The 21,324-nt window shown below is 50.4% G+C and carries 22 protein-coding genes; all 22 read right to left on the bottom strand.

Features of this window, described 5'->3' with window-relative positions:
* Window positions 1-108: 108 nt before the first annotated feature.
* Window positions 109-873 carry a WecB/TagA/CpsF family glycosyltransferase gene (locus tag NYE29_RS12620; RefSeq protein WP_379145783.1) on the bottom strand — a complete coding sequence of 255 codons (765 nt, stop codon included), beginning with the start codon at window positions 871-873 and terminating at the stop codon, window positions 109-111.
* Window positions 874-2,001 carry a polysaccharide pyruvyl transferase CsaB gene (csaB, locus tag NYE29_RS12615; protein ID WP_340899693.1) on the bottom strand — a complete coding sequence of 376 codons (1,128 nt, stop codon included), beginning with the start codon at window positions 1,999-2,001 and terminating at the stop codon, window positions 874-876. It abuts the gene before it with no gap.
* Window positions 1,977-4,013: a DUF5693 family protein gene (locus NYE29_RS12610; RefSeq protein WP_340896248.1), complete on the bottom strand. Its 2,037-nt coding sequence runs from the start codon at window positions 4,011-4,013 to the stop codon at window positions 1,977-1,979. The genes csaB and NYE29_RS12610 overlap by 25 nt, the downstream gene beginning before the upstream one ends.
* 160 nt (window positions 4,014-4,173) lie before the next feature.
* Window positions 4,174-5,892 carry a phospho-sugar mutase gene (locus NYE29_RS12605; RefSeq protein ID WP_340896247.1) on the bottom strand — a complete coding sequence of 573 codons (1,719 nt, stop codon included), beginning with the start codon at window positions 5,890-5,892 and terminating at the stop codon, window positions 4,174-4,176.
* Between the two features lie 48 nt (window positions 5,893-5,940).
* Window positions 5,941-6,363, bottom strand: a complete 423-nt coding sequence (fabZ, locus tag NYE29_RS12600; protein ID WP_038597382.1) for a 3-hydroxyacyl-ACP dehydratase FabZ — start codon at window positions 6,361-6,363, stop codon at window positions 5,941-5,943.
* Window positions 6,364-6,656: 293 nt separating this feature from the next.
* Entirely contained in the window at window positions 6,657-6,839 is a 183-nt protein-coding gene (locus NYE29_RS12595; RefSeq protein WP_340896244.1) for a DNA-directed RNA polymerase subunit beta, read from the bottom strand.
* A gap of 56 nt (window positions 6,840-6,895) precedes the next feature.
* Complete coding sequence (locus NYE29_RS12590; RefSeq protein WP_340896242.1) at window positions 6,896-7,717, bottom strand: flagellar hook-basal body protein; 822 nt, start codon at window positions 7,715-7,717, stop codon at window positions 6,896-6,898.
* A 14-nt stretch (window positions 7,718-7,731) separates the two neighbouring features.
* Window positions 7,732-8,607: a flagellar hook-basal body protein gene (locus tag NYE29_RS12585; protein ID WP_340896241.1), complete on the bottom strand. Its 876-nt coding sequence runs from the start codon at window positions 8,605-8,607 to the stop codon at window positions 7,732-7,734.
* 50 nt (window positions 8,608-8,657) lie between these two features.
* Entirely contained in the window at window positions 8,658-9,656 is a 999-nt protein-coding gene (locus NYE29_RS12580) for a rod shape-determining protein (protein WP_038597393.1), read from the bottom strand.
* 128 nt (window positions 9,657-9,784) lie between these two features.
* Window positions 9,785-10,072 carry a sporulation transcriptional regulator SpoIIID gene (spoIIID, locus tag NYE29_RS12575; RefSeq protein ID WP_038597396.1) on the bottom strand — a complete coding sequence of 96 codons (288 nt, stop codon included), beginning with the start codon at window positions 10,070-10,072 and terminating at the stop codon, window positions 9,785-9,787.
* 225 nt (window positions 10,073-10,297) lie between these two features.
* Window positions 10,298-11,038 carry a M23 family metallopeptidase gene (locus NYE29_RS12570; protein WP_076109653.1) on the bottom strand — a complete coding sequence of 247 codons (741 nt, stop codon included), beginning with the start codon at window positions 11,036-11,038 and terminating at the stop codon, window positions 10,298-10,300.
* Between the two features lie 61 nt (window positions 11,039-11,099).
* Window positions 11,100-12,251, bottom strand: a complete 1,152-nt coding sequence (spoIID, locus tag NYE29_RS12565) for a stage II sporulation protein D (RefSeq protein ID WP_340896239.1) — start codon at window positions 12,249-12,251, stop codon at window positions 11,100-11,102.
* Between the two features lie 278 nt (window positions 12,252-12,529).
* Complete coding sequence (gene murA, locus NYE29_RS12560) at window positions 12,530-13,906, bottom strand: UDP-N-acetylglucosamine 1-carboxyvinyltransferase (RefSeq protein ID WP_076109655.1); 1,377 nt, start codon at window positions 13,904-13,906, stop codon at window positions 12,530-12,532.
* 197 nt (window positions 13,907-14,103) lie between these two features.
* On the bottom strand, window positions 14,104-14,361 hold the full coding sequence (locus NYE29_RS12555) for a DUF1146 family protein (RefSeq protein WP_038597407.1): 258 nt from the start codon (window positions 14,359-14,361) through the stop codon (window positions 14,104-14,106).
* Between the two features lie 196 nt (window positions 14,362-14,557).
* Complete coding sequence (locus NYE29_RS12550) at window positions 14,558-14,974, bottom strand: F0F1 ATP synthase subunit epsilon (RefSeq protein WP_038597409.1); 417 nt, start codon at window positions 14,972-14,974, stop codon at window positions 14,558-14,560.
* A gap of 65 nt (window positions 14,975-15,039) precedes the next feature.
* A complete protein-coding gene (gene atpD, locus NYE29_RS12545; RefSeq protein WP_038597411.1) occupies window positions 15,040-16,437 on the bottom strand; it encodes a F0F1 ATP synthase subunit beta in 1,398 nt (465 codons plus the stop codon).
* A 120-nt stretch (window positions 16,438-16,557) separates the two neighbouring features.
* Window positions 16,558-17,424 (bottom strand): ATP synthase F1 subunit gamma, encoded by an 867-nt coding sequence (gene atpG, locus NYE29_RS12540; protein WP_076109658.1) that lies wholly within the window; start codon window positions 17,422-17,424, stop codon window positions 16,558-16,560.
* Window positions 17,425-17,577: 153 nt separating this feature from the next.
* Window positions 17,578-19,089 (bottom strand): F0F1 ATP synthase subunit alpha, encoded by a 1,512-nt coding sequence (gene atpA / locus NYE29_RS12535; RefSeq protein WP_076109659.1) that lies wholly within the window; start codon window positions 19,087-19,089, stop codon window positions 17,578-17,580.
* 11 nt (window positions 19,090-19,100) lie between these two features.
* Window positions 19,101-19,652, bottom strand: a complete 552-nt coding sequence (locus NYE29_RS12530) for a F0F1 ATP synthase subunit delta (RefSeq protein WP_340896236.1) — start codon at window positions 19,650-19,652, stop codon at window positions 19,101-19,103.
* Window positions 19,649-20,137, bottom strand: coding sequence for a F0F1 ATP synthase subunit B (gene atpF / locus NYE29_RS12525; protein ID WP_076109660.1), 489 nt, complete (start codon window positions 20,135-20,137; stop codon window positions 19,649-19,651). Before atpF ends, NYE29_RS12530 begins: the two co-directional genes overlap by 4 nt.
* Before the next feature lie 97 nt (window positions 20,138-20,234).
* Entirely contained in the window at window positions 20,235-20,447 is a 213-nt protein-coding gene (gene atpE, locus NYE29_RS12520; RefSeq protein WP_036699216.1) for a F0F1 ATP synthase subunit C, read from the bottom strand.
* A gap of 107 nt (window positions 20,448-20,554) precedes the next feature.
* On the bottom strand, window positions 20,555-21,322 hold the full coding sequence (gene atpB, locus NYE29_RS12515) for a F0F1 ATP synthase subunit A (protein ID WP_076109661.1): 768 nt from the start codon (window positions 21,320-21,322) through the stop codon (window positions 20,555-20,557).
* Between the last annotated feature and the right edge of the window lie 2 nt (window positions 21,323-21,324).

The raw sequence follows: 21,324 nt of genomic DNA, 5'->3' as shown, positions 1-21,324 counted from the left end.
CAGTCGACCCCCATTTCTCTACCGCATTGAATTATACGCTGAACTAAATACAAATTCCAATTCCGTTTTTGGGCTGCTATTCTTATTTTCACGGTGAATATCCGCATTTTACTGAGCTTTTGTCACTTTATCTTTCTCACGCATCACTTTTACTGCGAATTTCGGCAGCGCAAGCATTCTTTTATAGCGTGTCGGTTCTTTAAGAAGACGATATAACCATTCCGCTCTAAGTTTCTGGAAGGCTATGGGAGCCCGTTTGGTCTTGCCCGAGATCACATCAAAGCTCCCTCCGACACCCATCATCACCGGAATGTTCAGTCTGGATTTGTACTTGGCAATCCAAGGTTCCTGGCTGTCAGCGCCTCTGGCAACAAAGAGCAGATCCGGCTGAGCCTCCAGAATTCCGGAAATAATCTTTTCGTCGTCGTCAGGTCCAAAAAAACCATCATGATATCCCGAGATTACGATCCCGGGATACTGAGTTTGTAACCGGGAAGACGTCTCGTGAATCACTTCCGGGGTAGAGCCCAGCAGATAGACCTTCCAGGTATATCTTTCGCCTTGGCGCAGCAATTCATGTAAAAGATCAAATCCGGCCACACGCTCCGCTACGGGTTCACGACAATATTCCGCAGCCCACACGACGCCTGTCCCATCAGGCACCACCAGCTCCGCCGATTTCATGATCTCCATGTAAGCGGGATTCTCCAGCGCGGTCATAACCATGATCGGATTAGCAGTAATTACCTGATGCGGTTCACGGTTGCGGACAGCTTCTGTCAAATAAGCGACTGTGGCTTTCATATCGATTTTAGACACCCTTATGCCAAAAATTGGAACTGTAGGTACCGGACTTTCCGCTTTCACTATCAATCATCCTTTGCGGTGGAAATATTCAACAATTTGCCGGGCAGGAGCCTCGGCTTCTTCTACTAAGGCAGCAATTAGCGGCTCACGCTTACGTTTCCAATCATCTCCTGCTTCCAGAAGATGAAGAACTTCAGCGGCAACTTCTCCGCCGTCCAGCGAAGTCGTAGAACCGATGGGCCGACAGTCGATCCGATCAAGAAAGTGATCTATCTTAGGATCATAGGAGATCCCCATCAGCGGCACACGCCTTCCGGCAGCATAGATGAGACTGTGCAGTCGCATCCCGATCAGCATATCGCATTCTCCTACCTCGCGCAACATCTGCCGGGGATGGAGCGCATCTTCACAGATGCTGATCCTGCCGCCCTGACGTGTAATACCTTCCTCCAGTTTCTGCATCACATAACGGGAAGCCTCATTATCTGAGGAATGATGGAAAGGCAGGAAGCGCAGATGCAGCGGAACTTGCCCACAGGCTTTTAGCAGGCCTTGCGCAATGGCATCCAATTCCTTACGGGACTGCTCCCAGTAACGCACCGATATCCCGATGGTCTTCAATGCAGTGTCGCGGGTAATCTCCTCTAGGGAACCCTCGGGAAGAGAGAGTCCCATCACAGGATCAGGAACAACCTCAACAAGTTCCCGGCCAAGCCCCATAGTCTGCAGCAGCTGGCGAGATTGCTCATCCCGCACAGACACATAGCTGCATTTGCGGAAAACGGATTTGATCAGCGGATGGAACAGCTTCCGGTTTACCGGACCGATGCCCTGGGCATAAATAAATGTCGGCTTTCTCATCCATTGAGCCAGCTTTATAATCCCCAGGTAATAGGGAATACTCTTGCTGCCTGTCACATCCTGCAGCAGGCTTCCGCCGCCGCTGATGAGACCTGCACTCTCGTAAATGGCCTGGCGTACCTCACCCAGCTTCATCCGGTGGACAGCTTTTACACCATAAGTAGCTGTTGTCCACTCCGGATCAATGGATAATACAACAGGTTCAACCGGTATGCCGGCAGCTTGTGAATGCTTCTGCAGCGCATCTAGAATAGACTGCAGTACTGCCTCATCCCCACTGTTGCGGAAGCCATAATAGCCGGAGAGGATTATTTTTTGAGCAGCGGCGACCATCGTTTCCAACACCCTTCTGCAATCTGCCATACGCCAACAGCGATGAGCCCGATAATCAGACCAATCCCCAGCCCAAGCAATCCGCGGATCAGGGAGATCAACACAGGTGAATGGATATGGGCAAAGGTATCCACCATCGAAAGCTGGCCGATAACCGCAATAATCATAATAAACGCAGCATTCCGGTATTTATAGGCCATGAAAGCGCCCAAAATGAACAGCGGATGTGCCAGCAGGAATTCTTTATTGCGCGGCCGGATATTAACTGTATTCTCCAGGAAGGTCCGGAGAGCCATCTCCAATGGACTTACACTGCCGCTGTTGCCGGTCCGGGTTAAGTAATACCAGCCCATGATCGCCAGAACGCCGGCAGCGATAACCATTATGAGTGTAATGGGAGTACGCAGCAGCTGGCCTGTCTTGTTAAAAGTGAATTCACCACGGTACAGAAGCACATACAGCGCAGTCAAGGCAATCGGCGCCAAGTGCAGCAGGCTGACACCACGGAACTGATTGAGCACAAGGCTGTACGTAATGTTGTTCAGAAGTGCAATTACAAACGGTACGGCACTAAGCGAGATCAGTGCTGTCTTCACATAAAGTACAAGACTGTGCACCAAACGCCGCTTGGGACTCATGACCGTATAGGTTAGTTTATTGGTTCGAAGCGGCGGTCCCTGTTCATTGATTTTGCGGATCGCCATTACTGTCGCCACAGTCGGGGCGCTGATAGCTACCGCAAGTGCCAACGCCTGTTCAAAAAGCTGAGGCTTTACTACAAGCAGTCCGGCACTTCCCAGCAATCCCAGTACCCAGGCAGGAAGTGTGAGCCATGGAATGAAAAAAGAGACAAGCAAAGCAACCATGGATACCGCACCAATCACAGCCCCAAGCTTGAAATACCGCTGATAGGAGGAGTCTACGACTTCAAAAGCCGTAGCTTGTCCCAGGGTAAAACCGTTATCCTCAATTTTATCTACAGCACCCCCGGGATCGCTTAGACTCGTTATGAGGTTATCCAACGTGTCGGTCACCTGAGCTTTAGCGGTGTTTCTTGCCGGAATCGTATTGAGATAAATCATCCGGATATTACGGTCTTTGGTTGCAAGCGCGAAACGGTCAGCAATGATTTCCGGTGACAAGCCGGAATCTTTTTCACTGAGAGAATACAACCGTGCGACGTTATAGTCGAGCTCATAGGCGAGTTTATTAAAACCTTTTTGCTGGGCCTTAATATTCTCAATTGCAGCAATCCCCATTCCGCGTTCCTTCATAAGTTTTCCAAAGGCGTCTAAACTCTTTAAGTCAGCGTCATCATTATATCCCTTGACCGACTCGCCTTCGAAAAGAATCCGCTTGACCCCGAGTTCCTCATAGCGGTCCAGCAGTTTCTGTACTGCTTCCTGGTTATACTTTAAGGAGTCCACTAGACGGGGGACAATGTTGAACCCTTTGCCATGCAGCATGTCCAGCGTCATCGGATCCGGCTGTAGCGGTTTCATTGTAGCATCTTCAATCGGAGTCTTAATGATCAGACCCTGCTGTCCGCGGAAACTCCAGTCCTCCGTTCCAATGTCAAGACCGCTGAACGCTTCACGTATCATCGACGAGAGTGCATCACTATTATCTGCGCTCGTAAAGAGGACATATGTATAGTTCTCATTCTCCGGAATCACAGTGTCGGTAAGATTAGCGATATCAGCCGCTCCCCATAACATCAAACGGCGGGCCTTACGGTAATCCTCAAGCGTACTTTCATAAATTGCCATGCTCTGAACGCCGGCATCCTTTAAACGGTCAAGCTGGTCGGAAATATAATCCTTCGGATTAGAGCGGTAGCTGGCCACTTCAACCAGATCGCGGTAATCAAATACAAATTCAACCGTTTTGGATGATTTCTCCGTCTGCAGCCGGTCATAAACAACCGGGAGAGCAGCCAAGACACCAATTATTACGATAATCCACAACCACTTTCGCGAAGCTATATTCCATCGTTGCCATTTCTGCTGCACCAAAAGTACCTCCTCTTTCACTTTGAAGCCTAGTACCGTTTATAAACAGTCTTCACTGCCAAGCTACATATTAATTAAAATCGCTCTAAACTCAAGCAGAAACGGATGTGCATCCGGTTAGGAGCAGTATCCGTTTCTGCGGGAAGTTAGCTATCTCGTATTATTTCCCGTCAACGCGGGCCATAACCTGCTGCGTAAGTGCAGCAACCTTATCCTTGGCATTCTGGAGCGATTCACCGCGAACCGCAAAATACACCTTGATCTTCGGCTCTGTACCGGAAGGCCGCAGGCAGAACCAGGAGCCGTCGGATAACAGATACTTCAGCACATTTTCCTTAGGCAGGCCATTCAGCCCCAGAGAGTAATCCAGAACCTCGCTTACAGAAGCACCTGCGATTTCCTGCGGGGGATTGCTGCGCCAGTCATTCATAATTGCCTGAATCTGGGCCACACCGTCTTTACCCTTCAACGTCCGTGATTCCAGACTTTCCAGGAAGAACCCAAACTTGCGGTACAGCTCCTGAAGCACATCATAAAGCGTCTTGCCTTGTGCTTTGTAATATGCCCCAGCTTCTGCAATCAGCATGGAAGCCAGAACGGCATCCTTGTCCCGGGCATAATTGCCGGCAAGATAACCATAACTCTCTTCGTAACCGAAAAGGTACGTGTACTCCCCGGACTGCTCGAACTGGGTCATTTTCTCCCCGATATATTTGAAGCCGGTCAGCGTATTGAATACAGTAGCACCATAATGCTCGGCAACCGCTGCGCCCATTTCACTCGTCACGATGGTCTTGACAACAGCACCGTTCTTCGGCAGCTTGCCTTGTTCCTGCAAACGGCTCAGGTAGTAATGGATCATCAGGGCCCCGGACTGGTTACCAGATAAAACAACGAAGTTCCCTTCATTGTCCCGTACGACGGCCCCCATCCGGTCTGCATCAGGGTCGGTACCGATCAGCAGATCGGCATTCAATTCTTCGCCAAGTTTTATAGCCAGGGTAAAGGCTTCCCGCTCCTCGGGATTCGGTGATTTCACCGTCGAGAACTCAGAATCCGGCTGCTCCTGCTCCGGCACCACATGGACCTGCGTAAAGCCGATCTTCTTCAGTACACTGCGGACCGGCAAATTGCCCGTTCCATGCAGCGGAGTGTACACAATCTTGAAATCTTTGCCAAGAGTAGAAGTGATCTCTTCACGGGCAACACTCACAGCAGCTACTGTATCTGTAAAGGCTTCATCTTCTTTCTCTCCCAGCCAATGCAGCAAGCCTTGACTTTCTGCCTCGTCACGGGAAATCCGCTTTACGCCATTGAAGGAATCAACCTCCAATATGTAGGAAATGACTTTCTCCGCCTCGTCCGGTACCAGCTGTCCACCTTCGGCATTATAAACTTTATAACCGTTGTATTCCGGCGGGTTATGGCTTGCCGTGATAACAACGCCACCTGACGCCTTCAAATGACGGACAGTAAAGGAAAGCTGCGGCGTCGAACGCAGGGATGGAAACAAATGAGCCTCAATGCCGTTTCCGGCCAGCACAAGCGCAGCCTCCAGCGTAAATTCGGGTGAGAAGCGGCGGGAGTCATGCGCGATGACTACGGAAGGTCTGCCTTCTCCAGTATGCTGCTCCAGTATATAATTAGCGAAACCTTGAGTGGCCCGGCCTACTGTATATCGGTTGATCCGGTTGCTGCCTGCGCCGATAACCCCGCGCAATCCGCCTGTACCAAACTCCAAATCTCTATAAAAGCGTTCTTCCAGTTCCTGTTTTTCATTCGCAAGAAGGTTCAGTTCTGCCTTCGTGTTCTCATCCACAGAAGGGTCCTGCAGCCAACGTGTCAATGTTTCAAGCGCTTTCGGGCTTAATTCAGTCATATGAATCTCTCCTTATCCATATTATGATATATGATTGTATAACAGGTGCTAGCTGAGCGCGAACATAATTTCGCCAGAGGCTACAATCTTGCCCTCCACCTTCGCGGTGGCTTGGCCTTTTCCGATGCTGCCTTTAAGCCGGGTAATCTCCACCTCAAGCGTTAGCGTATCTCCCGGTACTACCTGGCCACGGAAACGGAAACCGTCCAGTCCGGCCAGAAAACCGATTTTGCCCCGGTTGGCTTCAAGTCCCAGAATAGCTACGGCGCCTACCTGTGCCAGAGCTTCTGTAATCAGAACGCCGGGCATTACCGGATAACCCGGAAAGTGACCGGTGAAGAACGGTTCATTTACCGTAACATTTTTGATGCCGACAGCCCGTTTGCCCATTTCTATTTCTGTAATTTTGTCCACCAGCAGAAATGGAGGCCGATGGGGTATTATTTCTTGAATTTGATTGATATCCAGCATTGTCGCAAAGCTCCTTTCGGATGTAACCGCGTGTTTAAACAATCCGCTGGGCAGTACTTTGATTTTATTCTTTTACAAAGTCTGCATAAATATTGGCGGCTTCGGTAAAAACTATAATTATCCTTCACCACCTGCAGCAGTGGAGGTTAAGATAAGGGGCTTTCTCCACCGCACGCGGCAGCATGGCGGAGAGGGCCCTTTTTGGCGTTCCTTGGTCCCCAATCATTATACATTTTCCAGTATAAAAAAGAAAACTCCCTTAGACAACCAGGGAGCTTTAAAACACCTCATATTTAAGGTGCGAACACCAAATCATATACATGCTTCCAGGTACTCCACAGAAGCACATCACTGAATTCCTTTTTGCCTAGAACGACGTAACCGACCACAAGACCACTCGCAAGCGCAGCTACAAGCAGCAAGGGAATCATAATCCACTGGATAATGGCCCATGTGGATACTCTCCGCTTCTTCACCGGCTGCCGTTGATCTTCTTCCGGTTTCCTATTGTCCTGACGACTCATTCCTTCACCTACCCGCGCATAGAATTGGCCAGGCCAAGCATCTGGTCACTGGAGGAAAGTGCCCGTGAGACAAGCTGATAGGTGCGCTGAATCTGCATCATTTCCGTTATTTCCTTGCTGAGGTCAACGTTGGACTGTTCCAGATATCCGGAACGCACTCCTACTGCAGAGGCTTCTCCCGGTGCTCTTTGGAGGAAGGCCTGCTGCGCTGTGACTCCGTCAGCAAGCACGTAAAAATTACCGTCGACTGCCTGCATCGCACTCTTGCTTAACGGCTCTACAATCATAATTGTACCCGCTACCCGGGCCGGTGCATTCTCGCTGGTCTTCGTGAGCACCCGGCCGCTCTCATCAATAGCGGCACTTACATTCGCAGGTACTGTTAAAGGGTTACCATCTGTATTCAATACAGGATTGCCTGTATTATCTACCAACATCATATTATCGGGGTTGGAGGCATCCGGTGTAAAATGAAAATCCCCTTGCCGTGTATAAGCGGTAGCCCCATTCACCTGAACCCCAAATAACCCGTTACCTTGCAGCGCCAGATCGGTCGGATTCCCTGTTTCTTGAAGCGGACCCTCTTCCCAGTTGGTCTTAACCCCAGGCACACGGACCCCAAAGCCGATATTGAAGCCAAGCGGCATGCTGCGGCCGGGCTGATCGTAGTCTTTGGACTGCTGCTGAACACGGGTCAGAACGTCCTCAAACGAACCTTCTTTGCTCTTATAGCCATTAGTACTCATATTAGCAAAGTTATCCGCGATAATATCCAGACGCTGCTGAAGGCTGGACATTGAGACAGAAGCGCTGATTGACGAATTGTTCATGGATTAATCCCCCTCTATACTCTACCGACTTCATTGACGGTCTTCTGCAGACTGGTGTCGTAGAATTGAATGACTTTCTGGTTCGCCTCATACGCCCGGTATGCAGCATTCATATCAACCGTTACCTGGGTAGGGTCCACATTGGAATTCTCCAAATATCCCTGACGCACCTGCAGGTTATCTCCTGCGTTAGCATAGCGGATTTCCGCAGCCTCAATATCATCGGCATGGAAGACACCGTTACCGTCGCGCACTAGTTCCTGCGGTCTCGAGATTACACTGACACCAATTTTGGTTCCAGAAGGAAGCCCTGTAGCCGTATTGATCAGATTACCCTGCCCGTCCACTTTAAGATTATCCTGCGGGCCTGTCAAGACCAGCGGGTTGCCGTTAGCATCTAGAACATTAAAACCTCCGGCGCTGAGCACCTGTCCGGTCGCGCTAACGCTGAAGCTTCCGTTGCGTGTATATAAATTATTGCCTTCGTTATCTTGAACTGTAAAAAATGCCTGCGGCCGGTAGATAACCTCGCCTTCAGGAGTTACATATTTGCCCGACCCGTCAAAAGCTATGTTGTCTCCGGTAGCAGGGTCCGCGACCTGTAAGTCAGTAGATAAGGCAAAGTCAATCGACTTTCCGCTTTCAATCAGATCGCCCTGCAAATATTGAGAAACAGATTGTTCTGCAAAAACCCCTGTGTTGAGGCGGCCTACCGGCTTCGTGGTGCCGCCACTCATGGCTGAAATCAATACATCGGGAAAGGCATGGCTGACACTATCGACCTGCTTGTACCCCGTTGTATTCAGATTGGCAATGTTTTGCGTCGCCGTATCATGTCTGCGCTGCTGCGTGACCATCCCTGCAGCGGCCGTATATAATCCTCTAATCATGAGGGCAATTCTCCTTCCTGAATCTGCTATTATCCTTTATTATCGGCAGCTTAGAACTTTTTCTTAACGACCTTGTCCAAATGATCCAACATAATCCCCGTTCCCTTGACCACACAGTGCATCGGATCCTCAGCTACCCAGACAGGAACATGCAGCTGCTCCGAGAGCAGCTCGTCCAGCCCGTTAAGCAGCGCGCCGCCGCCGGTCAGTACAACCCCGCGGTCGATAATGTCGGCCGACAGCTCCGGCGGTGTACGCTCGAGCACTGATTTTGCCGCAGCGACAATAGAGGAAACCGGATCCCATAATGCTTCCTTAACCTCACCGGAGTTAATGGTCAGTGTTTGTGGAAGTCCGCTGACCATATCCCGGCCGCGAATATCCATTTCCGCCTGCATGCCGCCAGGCCGGACTGTTCCGATGGTGACTTTAATATCCTCAGCCGTGCGCTCACCGATGAGCAGTTTATATTTCTGTTTGATATATTTTAAAATGGCATCGTCGAACTTGTCCCCTGCAATTTTGATGGAGGAGGCGGTAACGACGTCGCCCATGGACAGGACAGCTACATCCGTCGTTCCGCCGCCGATATCGACGACCATATTTCCGCTTGGTTGATAAATATCCATACCCGCTCCAATTGCCGCGGCTTTGGGTTCTTCTTCCATATAAACATCCTTGGCCCCGCTGCGTTCCGCCGCTTCACGGATCGATTTCTGCTCAACTGATGTAATATTCGTGGGGGCACAGATCAAAATGCGGGGCTTAGCGTACCAGGTACGGCCGCCAACGCGGTCGATGAAATATTTCAACATCATTTCCGTAACGGCAAAATCAGCTATAACGCCATCCCTAAGAGGACGAATGGTTGTAATGTTGCCAGGTGTCCGTCCTACCATGCGACGCGCCTGTTCACCTACCGCAAGGACTTTCTTCGTATCACTTTCAAGTGTGACCACGGAGGGTTCATCCAGAACGACTCCCCTCCCTTTAACATGAATGAGCACATTGGCCGTACCGAGATCGATTCCGATATCCTTGCTAAGCATAATGAAAGAGCCCCCAAAGTGTTATTTTAAATGAGATTAGTTAGTGAGTACCAAATTTAAAAATACCATACTTTAGGGGATATACACAATGTAATAAACCTGAATTATTGCTTAAAATTCCGAAAATATCATGGCTTTGCGGCTACGGCAACCTCACGTTTTTTACCGGTCGTTTTCTTATATTTAATTTTTGTGGCTTCTCCCCCCCGCAAATGACGGATTGATTTGTGATATTCGAGAATGTGCTTCACCTGATCGGCCAAATCAGGGTTGATCTCCGGCAAACGCTCGGTTAAGTCTTTATGCACCGTGCTCTTTGAAACGCCAAATTCCTTGGCAATGGTCCGGACTGTATGCCTGGTTTCCACGATGCAGCGTCCGATTTTGATCGTACGTTCTTTGATGTAATCGTGCACGCTCCCGCCTCCCAACTGTGGATAGTTTGGTACATTATATGAGGGGCGGGCCTATATATTCGCGCTTTCAGGGGATGACAAGCCCTGGAAGGCTCATTTTATTTCCTGGACAACCGTAAGAAGGGCCCATTTCGGCGGAAAACAGCTTACTTCTGTCCTGCTATGCTCCGCAGAACACAGCAACAAAAAAACAGGAGGCATTCGCCTCCTGTCTAAAAGTTATGCTTAACGCTGCGGCAGCAGATCCGAAGGATTGACTACCTTGCCATCCTCGTACACTTCAAAGTGCACATGATTGCCAAGATTTTTCTCAATTTCACTGCGTCCGGCCGTTGCCAGCGTGTCGCCTTGCTTTACTTCATCGCCTTGCTTCACTTTGGTGTCGCCGAGGCTCTGATATACCGTCTTCAGATTGTTCGGATGGGTAATCTCTACAACCTTGCCGAACACTGCAACATCTTCAACCCGTGTTACTTCACCGCTAAGCGCTGCCTTGACATCAAACGTCTTGTTGTCCTCACGTGCGATGTCGATTCCGACATTCGGCACGAAGGTGTCATTGTACTGCACCATAGCCGCTACATGATTCTCTTCTGTCCCATTCTCATCATAGAACGGTTTTACCACTTCCACTTCTCCGGGGCTGGCTACAGGCCAGGTCAGAGTTTCTGCCGAAGCGACAACTTCCAAAGCCTCAGGGTCGTTTGCTGCACCGGCTTCTTTGCTGGGTTTAGCGGAATCCTGTGAAACGACTGCGTTGGTGTCGGAGTTCAGCGGCTTCTGGCCGGCATCCTGATAGACCCACACCAAGGTTAGTATAATAGCCGCTGCCGCCGTGTAGACTGCCGGGAATACCCACCGTTTGGAAAACAGCCTGTTCCATGAAGAAGGCTTAGCGCCTGAATCTCCCTGCTTGTTTTTGAGAGATTCATCATGGGTTGATTTGTTTTTTTCTTGTTCATTCATATGTTTATCACCTCAGTAACCAGTGTTACCGGGCGCTTCGCTTTTATACGTATCTTTCAAGTTATTTTTTCAGAAGAGTTGAGACTTGAACAAATGAGATACCGCTGTAATAGTGTTTGAGAATTTGTGTCGCTGTACTGCCTTCCTTGGCCATGCCGTTTGCCCCCCACTGGCTCATACCGACTCCGTGTCCATTCCCGTAAGTTGTAATTATAATCTCACTGCCCTTTCGCTTCCAGGTAAACTGGCTGGAGCGCAGCCCCAGCTTCTCACGCACTTCCCGTCCGGTAAATACGGTTCCTCCAATCGAGATTTCCTTGACCCGGTGTCCCGCAGTCAGCGACAGCACTTTTACAGGCATCTGTGCAGAGGAAGAGGAGACCGGCTTCGCTCCACCGGAAGCTGCAAGATCCTTGGAAGCAGGCAAAGCCTTGCCGCTTAACCCCAGCTTGCCTATCAGCTCTGAAATACTAAAGGTATATGTTGCCGCGAGATTAGGTGTAATCTCCTGCTCCCATGGGCTGGCTACACTGCGCAAATAAGGCACGGCGGCATTCCAGTAGTCTTCCGAATTTTCCGTATAGCCTCCACTGGAGGCGAAAAAGGAGGCGGTGATCGGCTGCCCCTTATAGGTCATAATGACGCCGCGCGTTTCGCGGACCGCGCGGCGGAGTTTGGCCAGCCCGGCGCTTTTGCCGCCGCGCACCCAATCCCGTTCCAGCGCCGCCTGCGAGACGTAAGCCTGATGGCTTACCGTATCGGTCACATCCGCGCCCGGAACGGGCACGCCACTGCTGTCGCCGGCCACTAGGCGGCGCATAATGAACGTGCGGGCGGCCACGGCCTGCGCTTTGAGCGCTTCGAGCTCAAAGTCCGCCGGCATCTCGGCCGCCAGCACGCCGCTGACGTACTCCTCCAGCGGCAGGGTCTCTATTTGTCCGCTCTGCGACAAATAGACATGCACTTCCGGCTGCGGGGCCTCTCCCGCAGCCGCCTCAGGCAGCACAGGCCGTTCCGTGGCCTGTGGCACGGCCTTGGGCGCTGGCTGTCCACCTCCGCGCAGCGGGACAATCGCCAGCGGCAGCAGCAGCGCCGCCAGCAGCGGCGCTGCGAGCCAGGCGGCCGGGGCCAGCCGCTGGATACGGGGCGCTCCGCGCCGGGTGCGTGCGTAACGGCGTTTGAATTTGCGCCGCAAGTAGTGGAAATCTTTCATCTCTATGGCTCCTTCCGTAAGTCACCGGTGATTCTTATAGATATGAGTTTTCCACAACTGCTAGAACGCTATTCTGAGAGTGAGAGAATCAAATTGCCGTGAAGTTAGCAAAATTTCAATCAGCACAAGTGGAAACAGCTTTGCCGTCCCCAAAAGGACGGTATCCGTTTCAGCGAGAAATAGAAGGATAATTTATAGCGTGAAGCATAGAAATTTTTATATTAAAAAAAGCCGCACCGCAAATGCGGAGCAGCTTATTCCATTTATATTATTTACGATTATACCCAGGTTGGCTGAATCTGAAAGCGTGGCTTCAGCTCATCGCTTTTGAATGATTCGCTTTTGGTAGCTTCCGGTTTGGCGATTTCTTCTTTGGATGCCGCTACAACCGACTCTTCCATGGAAATCCGCCAAATGTCTGCACCAAGTCCCGACAGCTTCTCGGCCAGATTCACATACCCGCGGTCAATGTGATGCGTACCACTCACTTCCGTAGTCCCTTCGGCAACAAGTCCCGCCAAAATAAGCGCAGCGCCTGCACGCAGGTCCGTAGCGCACACTTTAGCGCCGACAAGCTGAGCATTGCCGGTCACAATCGCTGAACGGCCCTCAATCTTGATCTCGGCGTTCATGTTGTGGAATTCATCCACATGCATAAACCGGTTCTCGAAAACGGTCTCCGTTACGACACTGGTACCTACGGAGCGAAGCAGCAGCGCCATCATTTGCGACTGCATATCGGTAGGGAAACCCGGATACGGCAATGTCTTCAAATCAACAGCCTTCAGTGGCTTGTCGCTAATGACGCGCACGCCATTCTCATCAGGAATGATCGTAACGCCCATTTCCTCCATCTTGGCAATTACAGGTCCGAGATGATCAGCAATCGCACCTTCAACATATACATCCCCGCCTGTGATCGCTGCAGCTGCCATGTAGGTACCTGCTTCAATCCGGTCAGGAATCACATGATGTTTTACACCATGAAGCCGTTCTACGCCCTCGATACGAATGACGCCGGTCCCAGCTCCACGTACAATGCCGCCCATCCCGTTCAGGTAGTTAGCCAAATCGACAATTTCCGGCTCTTTCGCGGCATTCTCAATCACAGTCACGCCTTCGGCGAGTGCTGCGGCCATCATTATATTTTCAGTCGCGCCCACGCTGGCCACATCCAGATACACCTTGGCTCCACGCAGTCGACCGTTTGATTTCGCTTCAATGTAGCCTTGGCCCAAGCTAATCTCGGCACCAAGCGCTTCAAATCCCTTCAGATGCTGGTCAATCGGCCTTGTACCGATGGCGCAGCCGCCGGGCAGAGAAATGCGTGTATGACCCATACGGGACAATAAAGGACCCATCACCAAAAAAGAAGCCCGCATTTTCCGCACCCATTCATAAGGCGCTTCACAGGATGTGATGTTTCTAGCATCAACCTCGATGATATCGTTCTGGTATGTAACACCTGCACCCAGAGATTCCAGCACTTTGCTGATAGTCATTACATCGTCTAGCGGAGGTGCGTCCACAATGACGCTAACTCCTTCTTCTGCCAATAGAGAGGCGGCTATGATCGGTAGTACGGAATTTTTTGCGCCGCTTACTTTCACGCTCCCGGTCAATCTGTTGCCACCGCGGACGATAAATTTGCTCATTTCGGTTTCCCTCCGCGTCCATATTTCTGAAATAATTTTGAATTTAAGATTCATTTGTTAAAATATCGGATATTCCGTCTGTGCGCCCGATGTGCGGGCACGTTCCTTAAACTTCAGTGTTGACATAATAAAACCTTATTATTCGACACCTTTTTCGCATCCATAGACCTATACAGATATAACCAAACTCACTTGCATTAAAACACATTGCGGAGCAGCCCGCTCCAGCCCAGGTAATCCAGCAGAAACCCAGCCACGAAATGACCGAGGACGATAGCCAGCAACAGATGGAGCAGTCTTCCTTGAGGGCTCTTGGGATATCTTATGACCAAATCGAGCTTAAGGTTCTGAAGTGCCCACCAAGATAATACGACACAGAGCAAAGAAACGATCATCGAAACCAAACCGCTGGTACCGATCGCGCTGGATAAATCATCGTAGATCATTTGTTCCATGTTACCTCCCGTGTTAATGTTACTTGGAAATCGACTCTTATATCATACTTGCGCAGATGAAAAGAATCCAGTACTTTTACGAATTTTTAAACATTTCGCCCATTAAGCCCCAGGTTCATGACAATATGTTCATTTTTTACAGGTTTTTTATTCCAAAAAAAATGCAGCCAAGCTATAGGCTTGACTGCATTTCGTGCTACTGTTGTCCTTTTCCGGTGGACACTTTAATCCGTGTAACGGCGCGTTGCAGCGCCAGCTCCGCACGGCGGTGATCAATCTCATCCTGTTTGCTGCGGGTCTGAAGACGGCGTTGTGCCCGTTCTTTAGCCGCTTCGGCGCGTTCAACATCGATATCCTTAGGCAGCTCGGCACTTTCAGCCAGAACTGTCACCTTGTCTTTATGCACTTCTACGAACCCGCCATGAACGGCGATAGTGACGGAAACACCGTCCGATTTTACAGTGAGCGGAGCAACCTGAAGTGGAGTCACAAGCGGAATGTGTCCCGGCAAAATGCCCAGCTCGCCATTGACTCCCCGTACTGTCAGGCTGTTAACCTGTTTGGAGTAGACAAGACGCTCCGGCGTGACAATTTCCAACAAAAAGGTATTCACTTCCATTCCTCCTCAAAGCTTTACCCAGTAAAGCTCGCATCGAAAGCATGATCTAAAGCTCAGAATTACATGGATTTCGCTTTTTCGACCGCTTCTTCAATCGTACCTACAAACAGGAAAGCTGCCTCCGGAAGATCATCGTGCTTGCCTTCCAGAATCTCTTTGAAACTGCGCACAGTTTCTTTGATCGGCACATATTTGCCTTTAAAGCCGGTAAACTGCTCTGCCACATGGAAAGGCTGGGACAGGAAGCGTTCAACTTTACGGGCACGGGCTACAATAACCTTGTCTTCTTCACTCAGTTCATCCATCCCCAGGATGGCGATGATGTCCTGAAGCTCAGTGTAGCGCTGCAGCAATTGCTTAACGCCTTGTGCGACGTTGTAATGCTCTTCGCCGACAATTTCGGGAGCCAGCATACGCGAACTGGAAGCCAGTGGATCTACCGCAGGGAAAATCCCCTTTTCGGAGATTTTACGCTCCAGGTTGGTCGTTGCATCCAAGTGGGCAAATGCCGTTGCCGGAGCCGGGTCAGTGTAATCGTCCGCCGGTACGTAGATCGCTTGAATGGAGGTAACGGAGCCTTTTTTGGTGGAAGTGATGCGCTCCTGCAATTGGCCCATTTCTGTTGCCAGCGTTGGCTGGTAACCTACCGCTGAAGGCATACGGCCGAGCAGGGCTGATACTTCGGAACCTGCTTGGGTAAAGCGGAATATATTATCGATAAAGAGCAGCGTATCGCGGCCTTCCACATCACGGAAATACTCCGCCATGGTCAGACCGGTCAAGGCTACACGAAGACGTGCGCCCGGCGGCTCATTCATTTGTCCAAACACCATGGCCGTCTTCTTGATAACGCCGGAGTCGGTCATTTCATGATAAAGGTCATTACCTTCACGGGTCCGTTCACCAACACCGGCGAATACGGAAATACCGCCGTGCTCTTGAGCGATGTTGTTGATCAGTTCCTGGATAGTTACCGTTTTACCTACACCGGCACCGCCGAAGAGGCCGATTTTACCGCCTTTGGCGTATGGGGCCAGCAGGTCGATAACCTTGATCCCGGTTTCCAGAATTTCCGCTTGGGTCGACAGTTCATCATAAGTCGGGGCAAGACGGTGAATCGGATTCTTCTCTGCGACAACCTCAGCACCGTTATCAATAGGGTTGCCAAGTACATTAAATACCCGGCCGAGTGTAGCTGCGCCAACGGGAACCGAAATCGGTCCACCCTGGTCAATCGCGTCCAATCCGCGAACCAGACCATCCGTGGACGACATGGCGATACAACGGACCAGATTGTCACCCAGGTGATTGGAAACTTCAAGCGTCAGATCAATAATGCGGCCGTTCTCCAAGCTGGTTTCAATCTTGATAGCGTTGAAAATCTCGGGCAACTGGCCGCGTTCGAATTCAATATCAACAACCGGACCCATAATGCTTACAACGCGTCCTTTGTTCATCTTCATTTCCCTCCTCGAAAGCTGTTACATTGAGAAGAAACGGCAGTGCTGTCTTCAGGAGTCTATGCCCCTGAAGCGAGCGGTACGCTGTATCGCTCTACGGCACCCGTTTCTTATAGATCAAGACTGCGCATTTGCTCCGGCAACGATCTCAGTAATTTCCTGCGTAATCGCCGCCTGACGGGCACGGTTGTACGTAAGTCTAAGGTCTCCGATCATTTTCGACGCGTTCTTAGTGGCACTGCCCATCGCTGTCATCTTCGCACCCAGCTCACTGGCTTTACCGTCCAGAATTGCGCTATAAATCAAAGTTTCGGCATATTTCGGAAGCAGCACTTGCAGTACGCCTTCCGGTGAAGGTTCGTATTCATAGGCTGCACTTGCGCCTGTGTGCCCCTCACCCACTGCATCCATTGGGAGCAGACGGTCAACGGTTGGCACTTGGCTGATGGCATTCAGAAACCGGTTATAGCAGATATAAAGCTCATCATATACACCTGTCTCAAACTGCTGAACCGCCGAGTAGGCGATCGACTTAATATCAGAGAATTTCGGTGTATCGGACAGCTCGGTAACTTCCTCTACAATCGGGTATTCACGGCGCCGCAAGAAATCACGGCCCTTACGGCCGATGACGAAGAGCGCATATTCGTCCTTGGAATTATGCCGCTCTGCCAGAAGCATCGTCACTTTACGCAGGATATTGGCATTGTATCCACCCGCGAGACCTCTATCGGAAGTAACAATAATATAGGCGGTCTTCTTCACGGGACGGCTGACCAGCATCGGATGCTGCAAGTCCTGTGTACCGGCAGCAATACTCGATACGACCTCTTTCAGCTTCTGTGAGTACGGACGGGCAGCTTCCGCTTTCTCCTGCGCTTTGCGCAGCTTGGAGGCGGCTACCATCTCCATTGCTTTAGTGATCTGTCTGGTGTTTTGAACGCTCTTGATTTGACGTTTAATATCACGCATACTTCTTGCCATGATTTCACCACCTTAAAGCTTTGACGAAGTCAAAGCTGACCTCGTAAGCATAAACTGAGCTTTGAAGAAGTCAAAGTTAACTTCGTAAGCATATATCAGAGCTTTGGCAGAGCCAAAGCCCGTTTCAAAGCATGGGTAGACAGTTATTTGCGATTAGCTGGTCGCGAAGCCTCTTTTGAACTTCTCGATCGCTTCTTTCAGTGCTGTCTCGTTGTCTGCCGTCAAATCCTTTGTATCAGTGATGGATTTAATAATGCCGGCAGCGCTGCTGTCGATGAACGCCAGGAATTCCTTCTCGAAGCGTTTTACGTCCTTGACAGGAATATCATCCAGGTGGCCTTTAACAGCGGTATACAAGCTGAGCACCTGATGCTCAACAGACAACGGCTGGTTTACGCCCTGTTTCAGAATCTCCATCATACGGGCACCGCGGTTCAGACGGGCTTGCGTAGATTTATCGAGATCGGAACCAAACTGGGAGAATGCCTGAAGTTCGCGGTATTGGGCCAGATCCAGACGGAGTGAGCCGGCAACCTTCTTCATAGCTTTGATCTGCGCTGATCCCCCTACACGGGATACAGAGATACCGACGTTGATCGCCGGACGCTGACCAGAGTTGAACAGATCGGATTCAAGGAAGATTTGGCCGTCTGTAATCGAAATTACATTCGTAGGAATGTAGGCCGAAACGTCAGAGGCTTGGGTTTCAATGAAAGGCAGTGCGGTTAATGAACCACCACCTAGCTCATCGCTGAGCTTAGCCGCACGTTCCAAAAGACGGGAGTGCAGATAGAAAACGTCACCCGGGAATGCTTCGCGGCCTGGTGGACGACGGAGCAGCAGGGACAATTCGCGGTAAGCGGAGGCTTGCTTCGAAAGGTCATCATAAATGACAAGGACATGCTCGCCTTTGTACATGAAGTACTCACCCATTGCACAACCTGAGTATGGAGCGATATACAGCAGTGGGGACGGCTCGGAGGCCGACGCGGTTACAATAATTGTATACTCCAAAGCACCATGGCGGCGGAGTGTTTCTACAACCTGCGCCACTGTGGATTGTTTTTGACCAATGGCAACATAGATACATTTCATGCCGTTGCCCTTTTGGTTGATGATCGCATCAATTGCGATAGCTGTTTTACCGGTTTGACGGTCACCAATGATAAGCTCGCGTTGTCCGCGGCCAATCGGCACCATCGCGTCAATTGCTTTAAGACCGGTCTGCATCGGCTCATGAACCGATTTACGGTCGATAACACCCGGTGCATTGTTCTCTACCGGACGGAATTCCGTCGTATCAATCGGACCTTTGCCGTCCAGCGGCTGGCCGAGGGCATTTACTACACGGCCCAGCAGGGCTTCGCCCACCGGTACCTGCATAATTTGTCCCGTACGTTTAACTTGATCGCCTTCACGAATCGCCGTATACTCACCCAGAATAACAACACCGACGTTGCTTTCTTCCAGATTGAGCGCCATGCCCACTACTCCGTTGGAGAACTCCAGCAACTCGCCTGCCATTGCGTTTTCCAGACCGTAGACACGGGCGATACCGTCTCCGACTTGAATGACGGTGCCAATTTCGGCCACTTCGATATCGGCTTTATATTGCTCAATTTGACTTTTGATCAAAGTGCTGATCTCTTCAGGTCTGATGCCCAATATCCTCACCCCTATCTTCTATGCTTATCGTTAAAAGATTTCTCGAGACGCTCCAGCTTGCCGGACAAACTGCCGTCATACAGCGTATCGCCGATTACGACCTTAAGTCCGCCCAGCAGGCTCTTATCCACGAGATTCGTAACACGAATCTTGCGTTTAGTAAGCTCGCTGAATTCTGCGGCCACAGTATCCTGCTCTTCTTGACTAAGCGCATAAGCAGAGTACACAGTAGCATCGCCGATACCGAGGGCGTCTCCTTCAATTTTGATGTATGTTTCCAGCAGCTCAGCAAAAATATCGGTTCTGCCCCGCTCAACCAGCAATTCCACCATGTTCATCACCGTTGGAGAGAGCTTATCCTGAAATGCTGTGCGAAGCACCTTCAGCTTATCGGACTTGGAGATGCGCGGTGCATGAATGAACCGTTTCACCTCTTGATCAAGATGCAGTACCTCGACCACTGCCTTCAGCTGTTCTTCCACTTCAAGCGTAATGCCTTTCTCCACCGCTGCACCGTACAATGCTCTGGCGTAGCGCCCAGCAACTACCGTATCGCGGCTCATGAGCGGCCTCCTACCTCTTTGAGGTATTGATCGACAAGCTGTTCCTGCTCGCCGTCAGCCTTGACTTCTTTTTCAAGCAGCTTGGAAGCAATGCGGACCGAAGCCGTTCCAAGCTCGCTGCGCAGGGCTTCCACAGCCTTGTTCTTTTCATTGGAAATATCGCGGACAGCCTCGTCCTTAAGACGTGCAGCCTCAGCTTTAGCTTGATCCATAAGCCGGTCTGCCTGATTGCTGCTTGTGGCCTGGGATTGTTGAATGATCTGTTGTGCCTCTTGACGCGCCTGCTGCAGAGCCTGCTTCTGTTCTTCTACATAAGCGACCGCCTGCTCTCTGGTCTTAGCTGCTTCATCCATCTGCTGCATCACCAGTTCACGGCGTTTCTCCATAACTGCGAATAATTTGCTGAATGCAAATTTGCTGAGCAGGAAGTAGAGAAGTACAAATGCGGCAATTGAAAAAACTATATTCGTCCAAACTATAGTCACTGTGGTCACTCCTTTCCGTTACCGCGGTGTGCGGACATATACAAAAGTAAGGCGCGGATGGCACTTGCCCTCCCCGCCAAACCGTAAGAACGGTTTATTAAGTAAACATGATCAGGAATGCAATAACTGTTGCGGCCAACGGAATTACTTCGACGATACCTACACCGATAAACATTGTTGTCTGCAGTGCGTTACGTGCTTCCGGTTGACGAGCGATGGATTCTACCGTTTTGCTGACGATCATACCGTTACCAAGACCTGCACCGAGTGCGCCCAAACCAACCGCGATTGCTGCTGCCAAAAATTCCATTTGTAAATATCCTCCTTTAATTTTGAATCATTTAGTATTTGTTTAATGATATAAAAATCTCCCGCGAAGAGTGTTCCGGCGGCTGCCGCTTTCCTCACGGCAGTTCATTAATGTGCTTCTTCCTCGTGGATCGTCATCTGCGCGATGTACACCATCGTCAGAATCGTAAAGATAAATGCCTGAAGCGCTCCTATAAAGATACTGAAGCCTTGCCAGACTGCCAAGAATGGAATACCGAGGAATCCCAGCTTCAGAATAACCGTGATCAAAACCTCACCGGCAAAAATGTTGGCAAATAGACGGATGGCAAGCGCCACCGGCTTTGACAGGTTCTCAATAATGTTCAGCGGCAAGAAAATTGGAAACGGCTCAATGTAGTGTTTGAAATAATGTTTGCCATTCAGCTTAACGCCGAGGTAGTTCATCAATACAAACACGATGATCGCCAGCCCTGCGGTGACATTGATATCGGCAGTCGGCGATTTATACCACAAGATCTCCGCATGCTCGCCATGCGCCAAGTTTTTGGTCGCTTCGATTACATGTCCGAAGATGTACACCGGTTTATCAGCTTCAGTGATGAAGGAAAACGGCAGACCCAGGAGATTGGAGACAAAGATAAACAATATCAGCGTCAACCCCAGTGAAATGTAAGGTTTCCCTTTCTTCAGGTCCATGGCACTGCTGATGACTCCCTGTACAAATTCCACCACCCACTCCATAAAGTTCTGAAGTTTGGACGGATTCTCAACGGACAGGTTGCGGACAGACATCATCACCAATATGAACACTACCAGCGAACTGATTAAAAGCATCAGAACAGCGGATAAATCAATCGGTATTCCGCCGAAATAGATTAATGGCATTTCATGCATAG

It is taken from the genome of Paenibacillus sp. FSL M7-1046, assembly GCF_038007405.1.
GTDB lineage: Bacteria > Bacillota > Bacilli > Paenibacillales > Paenibacillaceae > Paenibacillus_AQ.
The sequence above is the reverse complement of the archived record's forward strand: the minus strand, read 5'-3'. Positions and strand labels throughout refer to the sequence as shown.

Excerpts from the sequence above, each read along its gene's own strand:
- csaB (WP_340899693.1), bottom strand. The coding sequence starts at position 2,001 with ATGGTCGCCGCTGCTCAAAAAATAATCCTCTCCGGCTATTATGGCTTC.
- NYE29_RS12605 (WP_340896247.1), bottom strand. The coding sequence starts at position 5,892 with ATGACTGAATTAAGCCCGAAAGCGCTTGAAACATTGACACGTTGGCTG.
- fabZ (WP_038597382.1), bottom strand. The coding sequence starts at position 6,363 with ATGCTGGATATCAATCAAATTCAAGAAATAATACCCCATCGGCCTCCA.
- NYE29_RS12590 (WP_340896242.1), bottom strand. The coding sequence starts at position 7,717 with ATGAACAATTCGTCAATCAGCGCTTCTGTCTCAATGTCCAGCCTTCAG.
- NYE29_RS12585 (WP_340896241.1), bottom strand. The coding sequence starts at position 8,607 with ATGATTAGAGGATTATATACGGCCGCTGCAGGGATGGTCACGCAGCAG.
- NYE29_RS12580 (WP_038597393.1), bottom strand. The coding sequence starts at position 9,656 with ATGCTTAGCAAGGATATCGGAATCGATCTCGGTACGGCCAATGTGCTC.
- NYE29_RS12570 (WP_076109653.1), bottom strand. The coding sequence starts at position 11,038 with ATGAATGAACAAGAAAAAAACAAATCAACCCATGATGAATCTCTCAAA.
- spoIID (WP_340896239.1), bottom strand. The coding sequence starts at position 12,251 with ATGAAAGATTTCCACTACTTGCGGCGCAAATTCAAACGCCGTTACGCA.
- murA (WP_076109655.1), bottom strand. The coding sequence starts at position 13,906 with ATGAGCAAATTTATCGTCCGCGGTGGCAACAGATTGACCGGGAGCGTG.
- NYE29_RS12555 (WP_038597407.1), bottom strand. The coding sequence starts at position 14,361 with ATGGAACAAATGATCTACGATGATTTATCCAGCGCGATCGGTACCAGC.
- atpD (WP_038597411.1), bottom strand. The coding sequence starts at position 16,437 with ATGAACAAAGGACGCGTTGTAAGCATTATGGGTCCGGTTGTTGATATT.
- atpG (WP_076109658.1), bottom strand. The coding sequence starts at position 17,424 with ATGGCAAGAAGTATGCGTGATATTAAACGTCAAATCAAGAGCGTTCAA.
- NYE29_RS12530 (WP_340896236.1), bottom strand. The coding sequence starts at position 19,652 with ATGAGCCGCGATACGGTAGTTGCTGGGCGCTACGCCAGAGCATTGTAC.
- atpE (WP_036699216.1), bottom strand. The coding sequence starts at position 20,447 with ATGGAATTTTTGGCAGCAGCAATCGCGGTTGGTTTGGGCGCACTCGGT.
- atpB (WP_076109661.1), bottom strand. The coding sequence starts at position 21,322 with ATGCATGAAATGCCATTAATCTATTTCGGCGGAATACCGATTGATTTA.